The 15,495-nt window shown below is 68.1% G+C and carries 12 protein-coding genes and 2 pseudogenes; 5 read left to right on the forward strand and 9 right to left on the reverse strand.

Annotated features, from left to right (window positions below; genetic code table 11):
* Positions 1-205 precede the first annotated feature (205 nt).
* The 6 genes from RNB18_RS31735 to RNB18_RS31755 form a co-directional block, all read right to left on the reverse strand.
* Positions 206-1,249: an alpha/beta fold hydrolase gene (locus tag RNB18_RS31735; protein ID WP_311717566.1), complete on the reverse strand. Its 1,044-nt coding sequence runs from the start codon at positions 1,247-1,249 to the stop codon at positions 206-208.
* A 323-nt stretch (positions 1,250-1,572) separates the two neighbouring features.
* Positions 1,573-1,851 carry an ABC transporter permease gene (locus RNB18_RS31740; protein ID WP_311717547.1) on the reverse strand — a complete coding sequence of 93 codons (279 nt, stop codon included), beginning with the start codon at positions 1,849-1,851 and terminating at the stop codon, positions 1,573-1,575.
* A 145-nt stretch (positions 1,852-1,996) separates the two neighbouring features.
* Positions 1,997-6,067 (reverse strand): WD40/YVTN/BNR-like repeat-containing protein, encoded by a 4,071-nt coding sequence (locus tag RNB18_RS31745; protein WP_311717548.1) that lies wholly within the window; start codon positions 6,065-6,067, stop codon positions 1,997-1,999.
* Between the two features lie 10 nt (positions 6,068-6,077).
* Positions 6,078-6,374 (reverse strand): hypothetical protein, encoded by a 297-nt coding sequence (locus RNB18_RS53830; RefSeq protein WP_394817701.1) that lies wholly within the window; start codon positions 6,372-6,374, stop codon positions 6,078-6,080.
* Between the two features lie 216 nt (positions 6,375-6,590).
* Positions 6,591-7,334, reverse strand: a complete 744-nt coding sequence (locus RNB18_RS31750) for a DUF4232 domain-containing protein (RefSeq protein ID WP_311717549.1) — start codon at positions 7,332-7,334, stop codon at positions 6,591-6,593.
* A 332-nt stretch (positions 7,335-7,666) separates the two neighbouring features.
* Complete coding sequence (locus RNB18_RS31755; protein ID WP_311717550.1) at positions 7,667-8,269, reverse strand: TetR/AcrR family transcriptional regulator; 603 nt, start codon at positions 8,267-8,269, stop codon at positions 7,667-7,669.
* Positions 8,270-8,360: 91 nt separating this feature from the next.
* Here RNB18_RS31755 and RNB18_RS31760 point away from each other — a divergent pair, with 91 nt between their 5' ends.
* The 3 genes and pseudogenes from RNB18_RS31760 to RNB18_RS31770 all read left to right on the forward strand — a co-directional run.
* Positions 8,361-8,789, forward strand: a complete 429-nt coding sequence (locus RNB18_RS31760; RefSeq protein ID WP_311717551.1) for a nuclear transport factor 2 family protein — start codon at positions 8,361-8,363, stop codon at positions 8,787-8,789.
* A complete protein-coding gene (locus RNB18_RS31765) occupies positions 8,786-9,625 on the forward strand; it encodes an NmrA family NAD(P)-binding protein (RefSeq protein ID WP_311717552.1) in 840 nt (279 codons plus the stop codon). Before RNB18_RS31760 ends, RNB18_RS31765 begins: the two co-directional genes overlap by 4 nt.
* Before the next feature lie 495 nt (positions 9,626-10,120).
* Positions 10,121-10,303, forward strand: a pseudogene (locus RNB18_RS31770) (ISNCY family transposase); the annotation flags it as partial.
* 96 nt (positions 10,304-10,399) lie between these two features.
* On the opposite strand, the gene RNB18_RS31775 reads toward RNB18_RS31770, so the two are convergent.
* Together RNB18_RS31775 and RNB18_RS31780 are read right to left on the reverse strand one after the other, a co-directional pair.
* Entirely contained in the window at positions 10,400-10,636 is a 237-nt protein-coding gene (locus tag RNB18_RS31775; RefSeq protein WP_311717553.1) for a hypothetical protein, read from the reverse strand.
* 770 nt (positions 10,637-11,406) lie between these two features.
* Positions 11,407-11,973, reverse strand: coding sequence for a TetR/AcrR family transcriptional regulator (locus RNB18_RS31780; RefSeq protein WP_311717554.1), 567 nt, complete (start codon positions 11,971-11,973; stop codon positions 11,407-11,409).
* A gap of 148 nt (positions 11,974-12,121) precedes the next feature.
* Between RNB18_RS31780 and RNB18_RS31785 the strand changes: the two genes are divergently transcribed.
* Entirely contained in the window at positions 12,122-13,591 is a 1,470-nt protein-coding gene (locus tag RNB18_RS31785; protein WP_311717555.1) for an MFS transporter, read from the forward strand.
* A 457-nt stretch (positions 13,592-14,048) separates the two neighbouring features.
* Positions 14,049-15,052: pseudogene (locus tag RNB18_RS31790) on the forward strand (IS5 family transposase).
* Between the two features lie 32 nt (positions 15,053-15,084).
* Here RNB18_RS31790 and RNB18_RS31795 read toward each other — a convergent pair.
* Positions 15,085-15,351, reverse strand: coding sequence for a hypothetical protein (locus tag RNB18_RS31795; RefSeq protein ID WP_311717572.1), 267 nt, complete (start codon positions 15,349-15,351; stop codon positions 15,085-15,087).
* Positions 15,352-15,495: the final 144 nt, after the last annotated feature.

Here is a 15,495-nt window from a genome sequence, read left to right on the forward strand (position 1 = left end):
AGATCCGGGTGGACGACGGGGTCAGCGCCGGGCCGGCGTTGCAGGATCCACCAGATGATCCACCCGGTCACGCTCGCGCCCAGGGCGCTGGCGCGGAGGACGGCGGACTCCTCCTCGCCAGTGCCTGTGGCGGCCCTGACGACGGCGACAGGCTGACGTCAGGATCCTGGGCCCTCCGCGGTTCGCGGTCGAGGGCTCGGCTGTTCTACGGAGCCGGGCTGATGTCGCCGTTGGTGTTCATGTCGAAGATGCCCTGGGTCTTGCCGTCGACCTTCAGGTGCTTGAGCCAGTGCTTCGAGAGGTTGTGCACGTTCTTGTGCTGCATCTCCCACACCAACGAATGCCCGGCGCAGGCCAGCTTGACCATCAGCTTGTGGTCGCCGGCGATGGCGTTGTAGAGAGCGGCGACCGAGAAGTTGAATTCCGGATCTTCGCTCGACGTGTTCACCTGCCTGTCGTACTCCCCGTACGCGATGAGGACCGGCACTCTTTCGCCGAGGACGCCGCCCTGCCCCGCGGTGGTCTTGTTCCAGCCCCACCGGGCGAAGTTTCTGATGCGATTGAGCCCTTCACCGACCGGCCCCCACGTGCTGCCCACCGGATCGCTTTTCATGATCGCGTCCCACAGCTTGTCGCGCATCTCATCTTCGCGCTGGCCCTCGCAGTGCACCTCGCTGCCCCACCCCTTCCAGGTTCCCTCTTTCGTGCTCACGAACGTCGGGAAGCCGGGCTGCGGCAACGGGTCGGGGGCTTTCGACGTGCCCTCGGGAGGAAAGATCGGCGCCAGCAGGAACAGGCTCGACACCTTGCCCGGGTTCTTGACCGCGTACGGCCCCATCGTGAACGCGGCCGCGGACCAACCGATGAAGGCGACCTTCTTCACCCCACGCTCGCGGATGATCCACTCCACGACGGCGTTCAGGTCGTCCCGGTCGCTGATCGAGTTGGTCAACTGGAACCGATAGTTCGGCAGGCCCGGCGTGAAACCCGGAGGTCGCGGCTTCAGAAGGCTCTGCTGGGCGGGGTTGACGTTGCGAGGGTCGTCCATCTTCGGCCGCGGCGACAGCCCCGAGCCCTGGAGATCCATCATGAAGACGTCGTAACCGGCCCTCGCCAGCGCATCGGCCCAGCTGTACGACTTGAAGTCGAGATCAAAGCCCGCGAGCACCGGAACGCTCCGGCCGTGGAGCATCAGGACGGCCGTGCGCTCGTCGAGATGGCCAAGGGACGTGCCGTCGCGCTCCCGCACGAAGAGTTCGACGTCCTCGCCCTTATTCGCGGGGACGGTGGACTTGTGGCGTACCCGGTGGTTTTTCACGGTGACGGGCATGAGGATCCGTTCTATGGGCTCGGCCGGGGCCGTCGTTGCCCCGCTCAGACCACGCTCGATGCGCGGGACCGTCCGCGCCACACCAGGGGGCCAGTCGTGTGACGTGCACTTTCTCTGTGCCGGCGGACCGGCGCTCCGGCCGTCCGTAGCCGACCGCCGGCGCCCTTCCAGCGCGCCCGGGCATCGGACGGCCGGCGACATTGACCCGCAGGCGGCGTGCGATTGGACCCCCGCACAGCCCTTCACCGCGAGGCCTGCCCGGCGGCCGGGTGGGCTCGACGCCACTCCATCCGTGCGCCGAGGGCGCACAGGACGGTGGCCAAGGCCGTGACGGCCACGATGAGCCACTCGAGGGCTCCGCTCCCGGCGTCCGGTTCGATCTCGAAGAGAAGTTCGATCCAGTCGTGCCAGATGAGTGTGATTACGAAGAGCAGCCCGGAGAAGGACCCCAAGACCACTTCCGCCCAGAAGCGGGGGCGGAGCGGGCCGGACTTGGAGTGGTGCGAGGCATGGAAGGCCATCGTGGGGCTCCCATCTGTGACGCGCCCATAGGAGGGCGTTGGGGATGGACGTACACCTTTGAGGAGCACGTACTCCGTGTGCCGAACTCGGCGCGATTTGTCCGGGCTCAAGCGCCTGCGCCTGTCCTGGCAGCGAACCACGTCTTCATTTATCCGGCCGCCCGTCGTCGGTGCGGGCGCCTTCCGGCTGCTCGGGGTGGGTGGGCCGGACGACGTAGGTGCTGCCGCCCACCAGCTTGTTCTGAAATTCCTGCAGGACGTGGAACTCCACGGGCCGGTTCGCCGTGCCCTCCGGCAGGCGGACGTTGACGGCCACCGCGCGGGAGCCGCGCTCGGGGTCGATGTGCACGCCCCTCAGCTCGTTCTTGCGGTGCTCGTCGGGTTTCATCACGTAGGAGCGCGCGAAGTCGAACTTGCGGACCTGCCCATTGCGGTCGGTGAACTTGTCGGGCAGGAACTGGTCTGCGTTGGGGAGCGGCTCCACACCGTGGCCTAGCTGCGGGCCTGGGGCGTTGCCGAGCTTCTCGAGGATCGTGTACAGCTGCGTCCCCTCAGGCAGGCTCGCCCATTCGAACACCACAGTGGACGGCTGGGCGGTCTGCTTAGGGTTGTTGAGCAGGAGGATGAACGCGCCGGATGGCGTGACGCCGCCGGGTACGGCGTTCTCCACCTGGAGGTTCTTCAGCGCAGCGTGCTTCCGGGTGGTCACCAGCGTCGTGATGTCAAAGATCCCGGTCACTCCAATGGGGTCCTCGTCGCAGGTCGCGACCGCTAGGACGCACGAATGCGCGGCTGCGGTGTTCGGAACGAGGAAGTCCCACTCGACCACACCTGGTTCCGCCGCCTCCAGCTTGGCGATCGTTTGGGTCGGGCCGATCGGCGTGTAGTTGGTGGCGGTGGGGTCGCCGACGAAGGGCTTGCCGCTGGACCAGAAGTCAGGAGGTAGCGCCGGCAGGGCAGCGGAGGCGTCGGCCAGGAAGGCTCGTACGCGGACGTTCGTCGCCGGGCTGACGCCCCGGTTGTGGACTTGGACGTAGAACCGGTTCGTGCGATCCCGGCGTGCGGTGCGGTGGGCGAGTTGGGTAAGGGCGACGTAGTCGCCGACCGGATTGGTTGTCTGGTAGTTCGGCTCTGGGGCGTCCACGAGGATGTCGGGACTCTGCCACCACCACATCGTGCCCGGCGTGGGGCTCGGGTCGAAGGGATCCGCGACGCCCGAGGGGGACGGCTGGACCCGCCCGGAGTCGAGCACGGTATCGCGCACGTACAGGTCGACCATCTTGGTCTGCCCGGCGTCGACGGGCCGCTCCCAGACGCTCCGGCCGTGAGTGGCCGCCCGCAGTAGCCGACGCTTGGAGTGCAAGGCGAGGTCGAAGACGGGCGCGTTGGGCAGGCCTTGGTCCCAGGGCAACCAGTTCAGGCCGGCGTTCTCAGTCCGGAACACGCCGATGTCAGCACCGCAGAAAAGCCGGTTGCTGTTCGCCGGGTCGATGACGATCGTGTTGATGGGGTTGGCCTGCGCCAGTCCGTTAGAACGCGAAGTCCAGACGTTGTCGGTCGCGCCCCGCCGGTAGATGTGGTCGTTGCTGAACTCGCCATCTTGCTCGGAGTTCAGCATTCCCGCGATCGTCACCCAGACGGTGCCTGCCGGGTCCACGGCGAGATCGGAGATATACACGAAGGGCAGGGGCGGAGCTGTCAGGTCGGTGCGTGGCACGTCCGGGGGGTTCCACGTGGCCCCCGTGCGCTGTAGCAGGTAGACCCGCCCGGTCTGTGTACCGATGTATATCGTGTTGCTGTCGCCCGGATGCACAGCGATGGCCGAGATTGCCGCGCCTAGCCCTGAGGTGACGGGGAACCAGGTATCCCCGCTGTTCGTGCTGCGCCACAACTCTTCGCCGCCGAAGTAGCAGGTCGTGGACGTCGTAGGGTCGAACGCGAAGGGCGCGTAGAAGAGGGCGCCGCCGGTTATCCCATTGGTCTTCGGCGACCACGACCCGAGGGCGCCGGCGTTGTCTGACCGGTAGATGAGCTCGTTCCTGTACTGCTTGTACATCCGCGTCGGTTTCGACGGATCGATGGCAGTGAATCCGCCGTCCCCGCCGTCCGTCAGGGGCCACGCCGGGGTTCCTCCGTAGCGCTGCACGCCGTTGTCCTGGGTTCCACCCAGCAGTACGTTCTCCCACTCCGGGTGCTGGGCGACCGACCAGTACTGCAGCGTGGCCAGGTCACGGTTGCGGTGGCTCCATGTCACTCCGGTGTCGGTGGACATCTGAACGCCGCCGTCGTTGACCTCCCAGCAGGTGGCGGGATTGACCGGATCGAAGACGAGCTCGTGGTGGTCGGCGTGGACGTTGTCGACTCGGTCGAAGACGCCGCCTGTGGTGGAGCGCCACAGGAATGCCTCGCCGAGGAAGAGGATGTCGGCGTTGGTGGGATGCACGGCAACGTGGAGGTTGTAGTAGGCCTGGCCACCGGTGACAAGGAAGCCGGCCGTGTGACTGTGGCCCGTGGCATCGGTGGTGGTGAGGTTTACCGGGCCGCCTCCGGCCAGGCGTGCAAACTCCTGTGCCGTGAAGGTGATGGTGTGGTTGTGGCTTGGCGTACCGGCCGTTGTGCTCGTGTACGTGTGAGCAGTGGCGGGAGCGGACATGTCCGCAGCGGGCACAGAGAACGAATGGGAGTGTCCGGCGCTCGTGGATGTCCCCGGCGTCACCGAGAAGTTGAGACGGATGGGGACGGCCGACCAGGCGGTTCCACCGTTTGTGGTCTTGGCAAGCCCTGTCATGTAGTCGCCCGTGGAGAACAGCGCGAGGGCCACGTTGGGGTTGCTTGCCTGCTGGGCCATCGCCACTCGGTCGAACGTGGGCAGCAGCGCCGTGTCGTTGATCGCCGTCCAGCCGGACCAGGTGCCGGTTTTGCGTGTGCTCGTCCATAGGCCGACACCGGCACCGATCTTGGCGGCGATGACCTTCACGGATCCGGCAGGCCCCGACGCGGGCAGTACCACCATGTCGGTAAACCAACCGTTGATCAGGTTGGCCCAGTTCACACCGCCGTCAGTGCTTTCGCAGACGCCGATGGTGGAAGACAGCAGCAGACGCTTGCCGGTGGTGTCCGTCGGGTCGAAGACCAAGCGGGTGATCTCGTCCCTTTCGAAGAACGACGTCCCCAGCTCCGTCCATGTGTTGCCACCGTCTAGCGAACTGAGCAGGCCGTTGCCGTAGTACGTGTCTCCGCCGGACCTCATCTCACCGGTGCCAGCGACGACGTGCAGATGGTCGTTAGGGTCGACCGCGAGGGCACCAATGGCCAGGCTGCGCTGGTAATCGGACTTCGGCGACCAGGTCAAGCCGCGGTCCGTGCTCTTCCACACCCCACCGTTCGCCGTGCCCAGGTACACCGTATTCGTGTCGGTGGGGTCGATGGCGAGCGACAGCGCACGCCCGCTGTACGCGACACCGCCCTGCACGACCGGACCGGCGCCGAGGGGCGTCCAGTTGGCCATGCCCACCACCGGCGCCGAGCGATCCAGTTCGCCCTGCCCCTGCGCGGCCGCCGCACGCAGGCCCGCCTCCAGCCGGTCCCGGCGCTCACGGAGGGCCCGGACCTGCGAGATCTGCGTCTCGCGGACGCCCGGAGGGATGCGGCCGAGGTGGCCGAAACGGCGCTCCCAGTGGAACTGATCGCGTTCGAAGGGGCGGTCGCCCTCCCCCTGTGGCTCACCGGTCTCAGGTACCTGCCCGTTCTCGTCGGGCACCGCCGGCAGAGTCTCCCCACCGTCGGGATCGTGGCGCGCGAGAATGACAACGGACGCTTTCGCTCCCGCCTCGTGCCCGTTCTGTGCGTACGCCGCCTCAAGACGGTGCTGCCCCAGCTCCAGCCGCAGGCTGGAGAGCCGGCAAAGGAAGGTTCCCGTGCCGTCCGGCCGAATGGCTTCGTTGTTGTTCAGGGGGCGCTGCTGCTGTCGCGGTCCTTCCGTCTCGGGCCCGTTCCCGTTTGGACAGGGAACGGGCCCGGTCAGGCCCTGCAGCACCCTGTCGACCAGGACCGCCTGTCCGTCGACCGTCAGTCTGACCGGCCAGCTCTGCCAGCCGGTCCCGCGGATCTCAAGCGGCATGCCCTGCCTGCATTCAGGCGGGCTGACTTCGAGGAGAGGTGTGGTGGTGGCCGCGTCACCTTCGGACGGGCCAGTGCTGCTCTCATTGCCGTCCATAGAATCCACGTTAGGCACAGGTCAGAGGCCCCGCCTGTCCATACTTCAACGTTTGAAACGGGCATCGAACTGGCCGTCCAGGCTGAGTCCGGTGGCCCGCGCAAGCCATGCGGAACATCAGCTTCTCATCGCCAGGGACGGCCATATAGAGCCCGGACATTGAGAAGTGCAGGAGACCGAGGCCGGCTGACCTCCCGATGTCGGAACGCCAGGCCTGCCGGCGCCGCGGAAGAGCGCCGTTGTGATGTGCGGATTCCTCGATCATGTGCACCATGATCCGACGCAGGGAGACCCTGATCGCCGACATAACCCGCTTCCTGTTCGGACAGGCGCCCGGAGTCGTATCGCCTGACGCACTGTCGGCGGTTGCGGCGGCGCGCCAGCCGGAGCCCCGTGGAGGATGGCGATGTGGGAGCGGACCGTCCGGTAGGTGACGGGTTGCGGCTTCACCTCCGAGGCCAAGTTGCCCCCCTTGGAATAGATCATCTAGGCGAGGGCGTGCGGCGGTCCCCCGCGCCACTTCTCAGAGCTGGATGATCGGGCGCATCGCCAGTCCCTCGGTGCCGGCCCAGCCGTTCACCCGCGCCGCGTCGTCGACGGAGACGGTGTCGAGGCCGTCGGGCAGGTCGAAGATGAGCGTGCCGCTCAGTTCGGTGCCCTCGCCGGCGACCAGGGTGGCGGTGAAACGGTCGGACTGGTCGTACTCCGCCTCGCCGCCCTCGTCGTTGCCGAAGACGTACAGGCCGGCGTACGCCTTGCCGCCTCCCTCGACGACGACGGGTTCGGTGTCCGGCTCTCCGAGCGTATCGACGATCGGGGCGCTGTTGCCGGCCTTGAGCCGCACCTGCGGCGCGTCGTTGAGGACGCACGGCGTCCTGGTGCTGTTGGTGACGGTCAGCAGGAAGTGGCGGGGGGTCTCCCCGGAACCGTCCTGAAGCTCGACCGCGGTGTTGAGCCCGGTGACCTCGCAGTCGGCGTACCCGGTGCCGTTGCCGCCGCCGGTCTCGCCGCTGTCCCCGGTCCCCGCGCCCGTCGTGCTGCTGCTGCCGGTCCCGGAGTCACCCGAGGGCTCGGTGCTCTCCCCTGCACTTCCCCCGGCCGAGGCGGATCCCGAGGGAGCGGCGGTCGGCGATGCGGCTGCCTTGTCGTCACCCCCGGAGGGCTGGCAGGCGGTGGCCGTCAACAGAGCCGCGACCATGGTCGCGCCCAGGACAGCGCCGCGCAGGCCCCGACGCGATGAACCGGCTCCGACCGTCTTCGAGTTCATGCCGTTTCCTCTTCCCCCGTGACCGACCCGGAGTCGGTCGATGTGTACGCGACATGGCTAGTCTTGCCACTCGGGAGAGCCGGGTGACCGTCGTCCCGCGTTTGTTACAGCCCTCGCACGAACCGGCAGCCGTGGCGTGACCATGGCTTCTCGCCCATGAGAGCCGCTGCTGAAGAGGACCGGCCAAAGATGGCGGGTTGCAGCGCACGCCGCGTACAAGAGATGGTGCCGAAGCGAAGGCACACCCGTCATGTCCTCCCGCGCGTTCGCCGCCCGCGCCCGCGAACTGACCGGATTCGCCTCACCCAGCGAGATGATCCGGTCCTGGGCGCTCAGCCCACTGCCCCCATCGCCGCACGCGGCTGAAGGATTCTGGCGGTGAAGGTCGCGAGGTGTGCCCGCAGTTGCTCCCGGGGCATGTGCTGGTGGCCGGCGAGGTGTTCGACGAGGTCGGCGCGGGTGGCGGCCAGCAGTGCGTGAGCTGTGAAGGCGCTGTCGGTGAGACCGGGGATCCGTTCCAGCACGGCTTGAAGCGTGCTGTGCCACCGTTCGTAGTGTTCGGCCTGGTAAGGGCTGCCGCTGCCGGTCTCCTCCAGAGCCAGGGCGAGGTGGCGGTTGTCCAGCTTGAAGCACAGGAGCGCGTCGAGCAGGGCGGGTACGCGCTCCAGCGGCGGGGCGGCGGGGCCCAGGGGCGGCGGCCCTTCTTCGACGGCGTTCCTGACCGGTTCGAGCCGTTCCGCGTACAGCGCCTGGATCAGGCCGGTGCGATCACCGAAGGCGCGGAAGAGCGTCCCTTTGCCGACGCCGGCCGCTGCCGCGATGTCGGCCATGGTGACGGCCTCCGGGCTCTCGCAGCGGGCGAAGAGGCTGTCGGCCGCCGCGAGGACGGCCGCCCGGTTGCGCACTGCGTCCTTGCGTGGCCTGCGTTCGGGCATGCGGTTCTTCCTCCGATTGCAAAACGGACCCCGGGTCCGTATCGTCGAATGAACCGGACCCACGGTCCGCATCTTACGGGACGGAGTACTCATGACCACGAACACAGCACCGGCGGACCTGTACCGCCACGGCCTGAAACTGCTGCTCGACAAGGACATCGCCGCCTGGATGGACCTCTGGGACGACAACGGAGTCTTCGAGTTCCCGTTCGCGCCGGACGCCTGGCCAAAGCGGCTGGAGGGCAAAGCCGCGATCGCCGACTACATGCGCGGCTACCCCGACCACATCGACCTCCACGACTTCCCCTACGTGGAGATACACCAGACCACCGTCGCGCAGACCATCGTGGTCGAGATGCGCGCGGTAGGCCGGCTGGTGGAGACCGGCAGCCCCTACGACATGACGTACATCGCCGTGGTGACCGTCGAGGACGGCAGGATCACCCGCTACCGCGACTACTGGAACCCGCTCGTGGTGCTCCAGGAATCCATGAGCGACTTCACGAGGAGCAGCCGATGAGCACCCCCGGTACGACCCTGGTCATCGGAGCCACCGGCACCACCGGCAGCCGTGTCGTCTCCCGGCTCGTGGCGGCTGGGCACCCTGTCAAGGCCGCCGGCCGGCAGGCCACCGACGTGGGCGGCGCTCCGGCCGTCCGATTCGACTGGAACGACCCTGCGACGTTCGACGAAGCCCTCGACGGCGTGGACCGCCTGTATCTCATCCCGCCGCTCGGCTCCCGGGAGCCGGCCGCCGTCATGCTGCCCTTCCTCCGGCGGGGCCGCGCAGCCGGGCTGCGCCGCGTGGTGCTGCTCAGCGCGTCGGCGATCCCCTCCGGAGGTCCAGCCGTAGGGCAGGTCCACCAGGCCCTTCCCGGCCTGTTCGACGCGTGGGCGGTCCTGCGGCCCTCATGGTTCATGCAGAACTTCACCGGCGACCACCCGCACGCGCAGAGCATCCGCAAGGACGGAACCCTGCTGACCGCCACCGGCGAGGGCCGTGTCGGGTTCGTGGACGCCGACGACATCGCCGCGGTCGCCGTGCACGCCCTGACCACCCCTCAGGCTCCCAACACCGACCTGGTCATTACCGGGCCGCAGGCGTTGAGCTACGGCGACATCGCAGAGGTGCTCACCGAGGTCACGGGTCGGCGCGTCACCCATCGGCAGCTGACCTACGAGCAGATGCGCGACCGTCTGGCCGCCCTGATGCCCGGCGAGTTCGCCGAGTTGCTCGCCGGCATGGACCTCGCCATCGCCGAGGGAGCGGAGGACCGCACCACCGACACCGTCGAGCGCCTCACCGGCCGCCCACCACGCAGCTTCCGTGCCTTCGTCGAGCGGGGATTGCTTTGAGGAGCGGGGCGTCCGAGGAGGACACCCGCACCCCCGGGTCGGAGACCGTGCCGACCCGGGGTGCGCCGCCCGCTCCAGGGGATCGGGTGTCGGCGAGTTGAATCCTCCCCCAGCTCAAGCAGGGGGATTCCTGACTCACCTGCCTGGGGCCAGCGACCCAACAGGTCTTCCACGATCAACACCAGCCGGGGTTAACCGCTCCGACATCGGTTGCTTGTCGGTGATTCCGCCGGGCGATGCGTACGTCGCGCAAGGTCGGACCTGTCGAACTCTGGGGCTCCTGCCCGTCGTCGCACCACCGGCCCACCGAGTTTCCGGGCGCACCGCCGTGCGTGCCGGGCCGCCGAGTTCGCGGATCCGGACCTCCTGGCCATCCTTGAGGCCCGCGAGGGATCGGACCTTGTAGGTGTGCTGTTCGCGGACGATCCGGCCCTCTCCCGTGCAGGTGGTGCAGGCTTGTGCCGCCTCCTCAGCTGTCCTGGTGGCGCAGGCGGGGCAGGCCTGCCGGCCAAGCTGGTCGAGGACAAGCTTCTGCGGTGCCGCAAGCTGCGCATCGACACCACCGTGATGGAAGCCGACATCGACCACCCCACGGACGCCTACCTGCTCGAACACGGAGTACGCAAGCTGGGCAGACTGGTTGGGCGGATCAAGGCGTCCGGGGCAGCCAGACGCACCCGCTTGGCCAACCCGCCCGTCCAGGAGTAGCGCCTGTCGACGCGCTGACCCGGCGCCGGATAGCGCAACGCCCCGGCGGCGACCACCGCGTGTTCGCTACTCGGTGTACCGGACCGCCCTCTTCACATCAAGTTCCACTCCGGCCCGCATCGCGCCCTGCTCTTTCGCGTGCTCGGTGACCGCGGCCTGTACGTCTCGGACGAGGTCGCGCCATGCCTGCCACGCGGTCTCGTAAGCGGGCGGGTCGCCCTGGTCGCGTAGGGCTTGCACGATGGCGTGTGCCTGGTCGGCGGCGCGTTGCTTGTCCAGGAGTTCTTCGAAGGTGTGTGTCACGTAGGGACCTTAAGCCGTGCAGCACCGAGCCCCTCGCCGCGACCTGCACAACAAGGGACTCGCTCGAGTCCTTCTCGGCCGGGCCGGGGTACCCAAGGGGGAACGACGACAGCGGCGCGTTCCGCGCCGCGAGGACCAGGCTCTTTGACCAGCCGTGGATGTTGCAGCCGGGGCCCGACCGCGGCCGTGGTCGGGCCCCGGACCGTGACCGTGGCGGAGACCTTGCTCAGGAGGTGACCAGGCAGGGCAGGTGCTGAATCGCCGGGATCGATTTGGTGCAGTCACTGGAGGGCGGGGAAACGGATAGGCTTAGCGGTCTTGCCGGTTTGCCAGGCAGATCACATCTCTGCGTTTCTACGCCGGTGCGGTACACAGATGCGCGGCGAGGAATGTCAGGCGGCGTGCGTGGATGGTGAGGCGCGCCTCCACGGGTGGGTGAGAGGGCGCCGCATCCAGCGCAGCGGGCGAGGTGGAGCGCGGAAGCGGGGGTGTGGGCGGTGTAGGGCTCGCCCAGTTGCGGGCCGATGTCGAGCAGCCGGTGCGCGTCGTGAACCAACTGACGGCGCACAACCAGCAGCTGCTCCGCGCCCTATCGAGCCCGGATTCCCCGGTCCGGGCATTGCCGGCCCAGCCACATCCAGGCCGCAGCCACGGAGTCGCTGTCCACGTCCGGTGCAGGTGATGGCTTCTCCGCAGAGTGCAGCTGACCAGCGGGACGAAAGGCGTACCCGGTCAGGGATCTCCGTGGTCAGAAAGGGAACCGGGTGCGGTCACAGCAATCGGTCGACCAACCCGTCGATGTAGTCCGGGGTGAGCGGGACCATGCCGAACAGGACGCGGATGTACATCGGGGCCAGGATGTGGTCCAGCACGTCGAACGCGTCGAGTGCGGGTTCGCCACGGTCGTGGGCGCGATCGAGCATGGACTGCAGTTGCCGGGTGCGTTCGGCGCGCAGGTGGTCGCTCGCCTGCAGGCCCTGCTGACCGCTGCTCGACAGGGCGAAGGCCAGGTGCAGCACCGCCGGACCGTCGGGTCCGGTGATCTCGCGGGCCACTTGGGCAGCGTAAGTGCGCAGGTCGCCGGCGAGGCTCCCGGTGTCGGGCATCGGCGACTGCGCATTGAGACGGGTGAGCGCCACCTCGCTGAGCAGGGTTTCCAGGCTGCCCCACCGACGGTAAACGCTGCTGTCAGCTACACCTGCGCGGGCAGCGACGTCGCCGACGGTGAAGTTGCCGTAGCCGCGCTCGCTGATCAGTTCGGTGACGGCCTGGTGCACCTGCGCGCCGACGCGGGCACTGCGCCCGCCGGGCCTGCGGGCTCGCTGTCGCTCGTTCATGCCCCCACCTTAACGCAGTCGATACTTGCGTTTATGAGGCTCCCTCCTTACAGTCATCTAACGCAGTCGCCGACTGCTTTAGAGCGCTCAGGTGTATCACCGCCCGCGTCGACCGTGGCCGGGTGCAACTACCGATCGGGGAGTCCCCATGGCTACATCGCCTGCAACCGCAAGCAGTCGATCAAACCGGGCCGTGCTACTCACGGTGACCTGCCTGGGCCAGTTCATGGTCCTGCTCGACAACACGATCGTCGGAGCGGCGCTGCCCGACATGCAGCACCGCCTGCACACTCAACTGACCGGTCTGCAATGGATCGTCGACGCGTACGTACTGCTGGTCGCCATGCTGCTGCTGTCCGGCGGCATCTTCGCCGACCGGTTCGGCCGCAAGCGGGTGTACCTCACCGGCGTGGCGGTGTTCACCGCCGCGTCCCTGATGTGCGCCCTCGCGCCCTCGCTCGGCTGGCTGATCGCCGGCCGGGTGCTGCAGGGCATCGGGGCCGCGGCGCTGAGCCCTGCCTCGCTCGCCCTGCTCGCCGCCGCCCACCCCATGCCGCAAGAACGCATGAAGGCGATCGGGCTGTGGGCCGGATTGAGCGGGATCGGTCTGGCCGCGGGCCCCGTGGCCGGCGGCGTGCTGACAGAAGCCTTCGGCTGGCCCGCCATCTTCCTGGTCAACCTGCCCATCGGACTGGTCCTGCTGCTGGTCGGCCTGCGTCACCTCAGCGAGTCCCGCAATCCGAGCGCCCCCGCGATCGACATCCCGGGGACGGTGCTGTCCGTTCTGGGGGTGGGGGTGCTGACCTACGGGCTGATCGAGGGTGGTGCCCGCGGCTGGACCTCACCGGTCATCCTGGGCAGCTTCGCCGCCGCGGTGATCTTCCTCGCCGCCTTCATTGTCGTCGAAGCCCGTCGTACCGCCCCGATGCTGCCGCTGCGGCTGTTCGGGCAGCGCCTGTTCACCGTATCCAACACCGCCATGGTCGTGGTGGGGTTCGCGCTCATGGGGTCGTCGTTCTTCTTCTCCCAGTTCTTCGTGTACGTCCAGGGCAGCTCGATCCTGCGCGCCGGCCTGCAGACCCTGCCGGTATCCCTCGCCATGGTGATCGTCAGCCCCTACGCGGGCCGGCTCGCCGCCCGGTATGGCTTCCGCATCGTCGTCACCACCGGCCTGGCCCTGGCCGGCCTGGGCCTCCTTGCGCTCGGCACGGTGCACGCAGACACCGGCTACGCGAACGTGTGGTGGCGGCTGGCACTCGCCGGCACCGGCTTCGCCCTGACCCTGTCCCCACTGACCGGCGCCGCCATCCAAGCCGTCAGCCCGCAAGAAGGCGGCCTCGCCTCCGGCATCAGCAGCACCACCCGGCAAATCGGCGCGGTGCTCGGCGTGGCGGTACTCGGAGCCATCGTCCGCACCCGGCAATCCGGCGGCGCCTCCTTCGGGGCCAGCCTGAACAGTTCCTTCGTCGCGGCGGGCGTCCTCACATTGGCCATCGCCGTGTTCACCGGCCTGTGGCTGGCGAAGTCCGAACCCGCGAAAGGCCCCGTGATGACGCAACGTGCCACCGATCCAGATGCGGTCACCGCCTCGAACGAGGCATCTGTGAACAGTCGTTGACACCAACCGCCTTGATCGAAGTGCCACCGCACCAGGGTGCCGACCCTGCCGTGGCTACGCCCCGCCAGGACCGAGTGCACCATCCCGCGACCACCACGTGAAGGACCCCGGCCCTGTCTCCTGACCCGGTGCACCCGTGGCCCGCCCGCGACCGCGTGGTGTTCCCCACCCCGCTGGTCGTCGAAGTCGGCCCGCACCCCGCCGGGCCGCTCGCGGCGGGACATCGCCCGGAACGGCACGCCCCGCTCGGTGAGCAGACCGACATGACTACCGATGATGCCGGTGGCACCGGTAACAAGGATCATGGCCCGACGATGACAGAGCTCTCACGCCGCGTGATAGGAAGTTTCGGCAGTATCTCTCTCAACGTGCCGCCTGCCCTAGGGCGCGTATCGAGTCATGATCAACCTGCGGGGTTTGCCCTCGCTGCGAGGCGTGATCCGGTAGGTCGTCTTGTGTGACGCGAGCGCAACTGACTGATGCAGAGTGGGAGTTCATAGGGCCGTACCTGCCGATCGGTGAGTACGGTCCGTATCCCGAGCGGCTGCGGCAGCAGTTCGAGGGCGTGATCTGGCGGTTCAAGACGGGCGGGCAATGGCGAGAGATGCCGCAGGAGTTCGGTTCCTGGTCGACCGTCTCCAACCGCTTCCGCCAGTGGCGGGACGCGGGAGGGTTCGAGGCCCTGTTGGTGGGGCTGATCGCCGAAGCCGCGAAGCGGGGCGAGGTGGACCTGTCGCTGGTCAGCATCGACTCCACTACCGCGCGGGCTCACCACGACGCTGCCGGGATGCACCTGGGCGAGGACGTCCTCACCGCGCTGCAGCAGGTTGCCACCCAGGATGGGAAGGCCAGGTCAAAGGGGGCGGCCTCGAAGGGCAAAACGGTCAGGAAGTCGAGGGCGATCCCGAGCGGAAGGAGCGATGGCGGATCCGGCGTCGGCGGAAGCTTCGGCTGAAGGCTGCCCTCCTGGGTCGCTCCAGGGGTGGGCTGACCAGCAAGGTCCACCTCGCTGCCGACCGCAGGTGTCGCCCGCTGGCGTTCGTCCTGACCGCGGGGCAGGCCGCGGACAGCCCGCAGTTCATCCCCGTGCTGGGGAAGATAAGGGTCCGCGGGCCCCGGGGCCGCCCCCTCACCCGGCCGGACGCGGTCGCTGGGGACAAGGCCTACTCGTCGCGCGGCAACCGGGCCCACCTGCGGCAACGCGGCATCAAGGCGGTCATCCCGGAGAAGAGGGACCAAGCCGCCAACCGGGAGAAGAAGGGCTCCAGAGGCGGTCGACCCGTCGGTCACGATGCCGACCTCTACAAAGAGAGGATCACCGTCGAGCGCCTGATCAACAAGCTCAAGGCCTGGCGGGGCGTCGCCACCCGGTATGACAAGACCCCCGGCAGCTACCTCGCCGGCCTGCACCTGCGTGCTTCTATGGTCTGGATCAAAGACCTCAACCTCACCACCCAGTGAGTACAGCTCGATACACACGGGTGGCCTGACAGTCACGAGCCGCTGGCATCGGAGACTTGCCCGGTCAAGAGCGGGCCGGCCGTCCTGTAGACGGAGACATGGGAGCGCGACTCTGCGGTGAATTCCTCTCCCGTCCAGTCGGAATGCCTGGACTCCAGCGTCATTCCGGCCAGCTCGGCCATTAGCCCACCGCCCTCACCCGCGCCGCCATCGCCTTCACGGCCACCCTCACGCTCGCCGCCGCCATCGCCGCCGCCCTCGCAGCCTTCCGATGACCAACGACGGCGCATACGTTCCATGGAGTGTCCGGCCACAACGCCCCCACCCGCCGCGGACTCCAGCAGCCCAGGCACTGACCCGCACACCACCACTGCCGATCATCCAAGCCGTGCCCCGCCAGGAACTCCCCAGGCGGGGCACGGCGCGGTCTCCCAAGGCTCAAA

Origin of the sequence: Streptomyces doebereineriae (genome assembly GCF_031845645.1) — a bacterium.
In the GTDB taxonomy this organism is placed as follows: domain Bacteria; phylum Actinomycetota; class Actinomycetes; order Streptomycetales; family Streptomycetaceae; genus Streptomyces; species Streptomyces canus.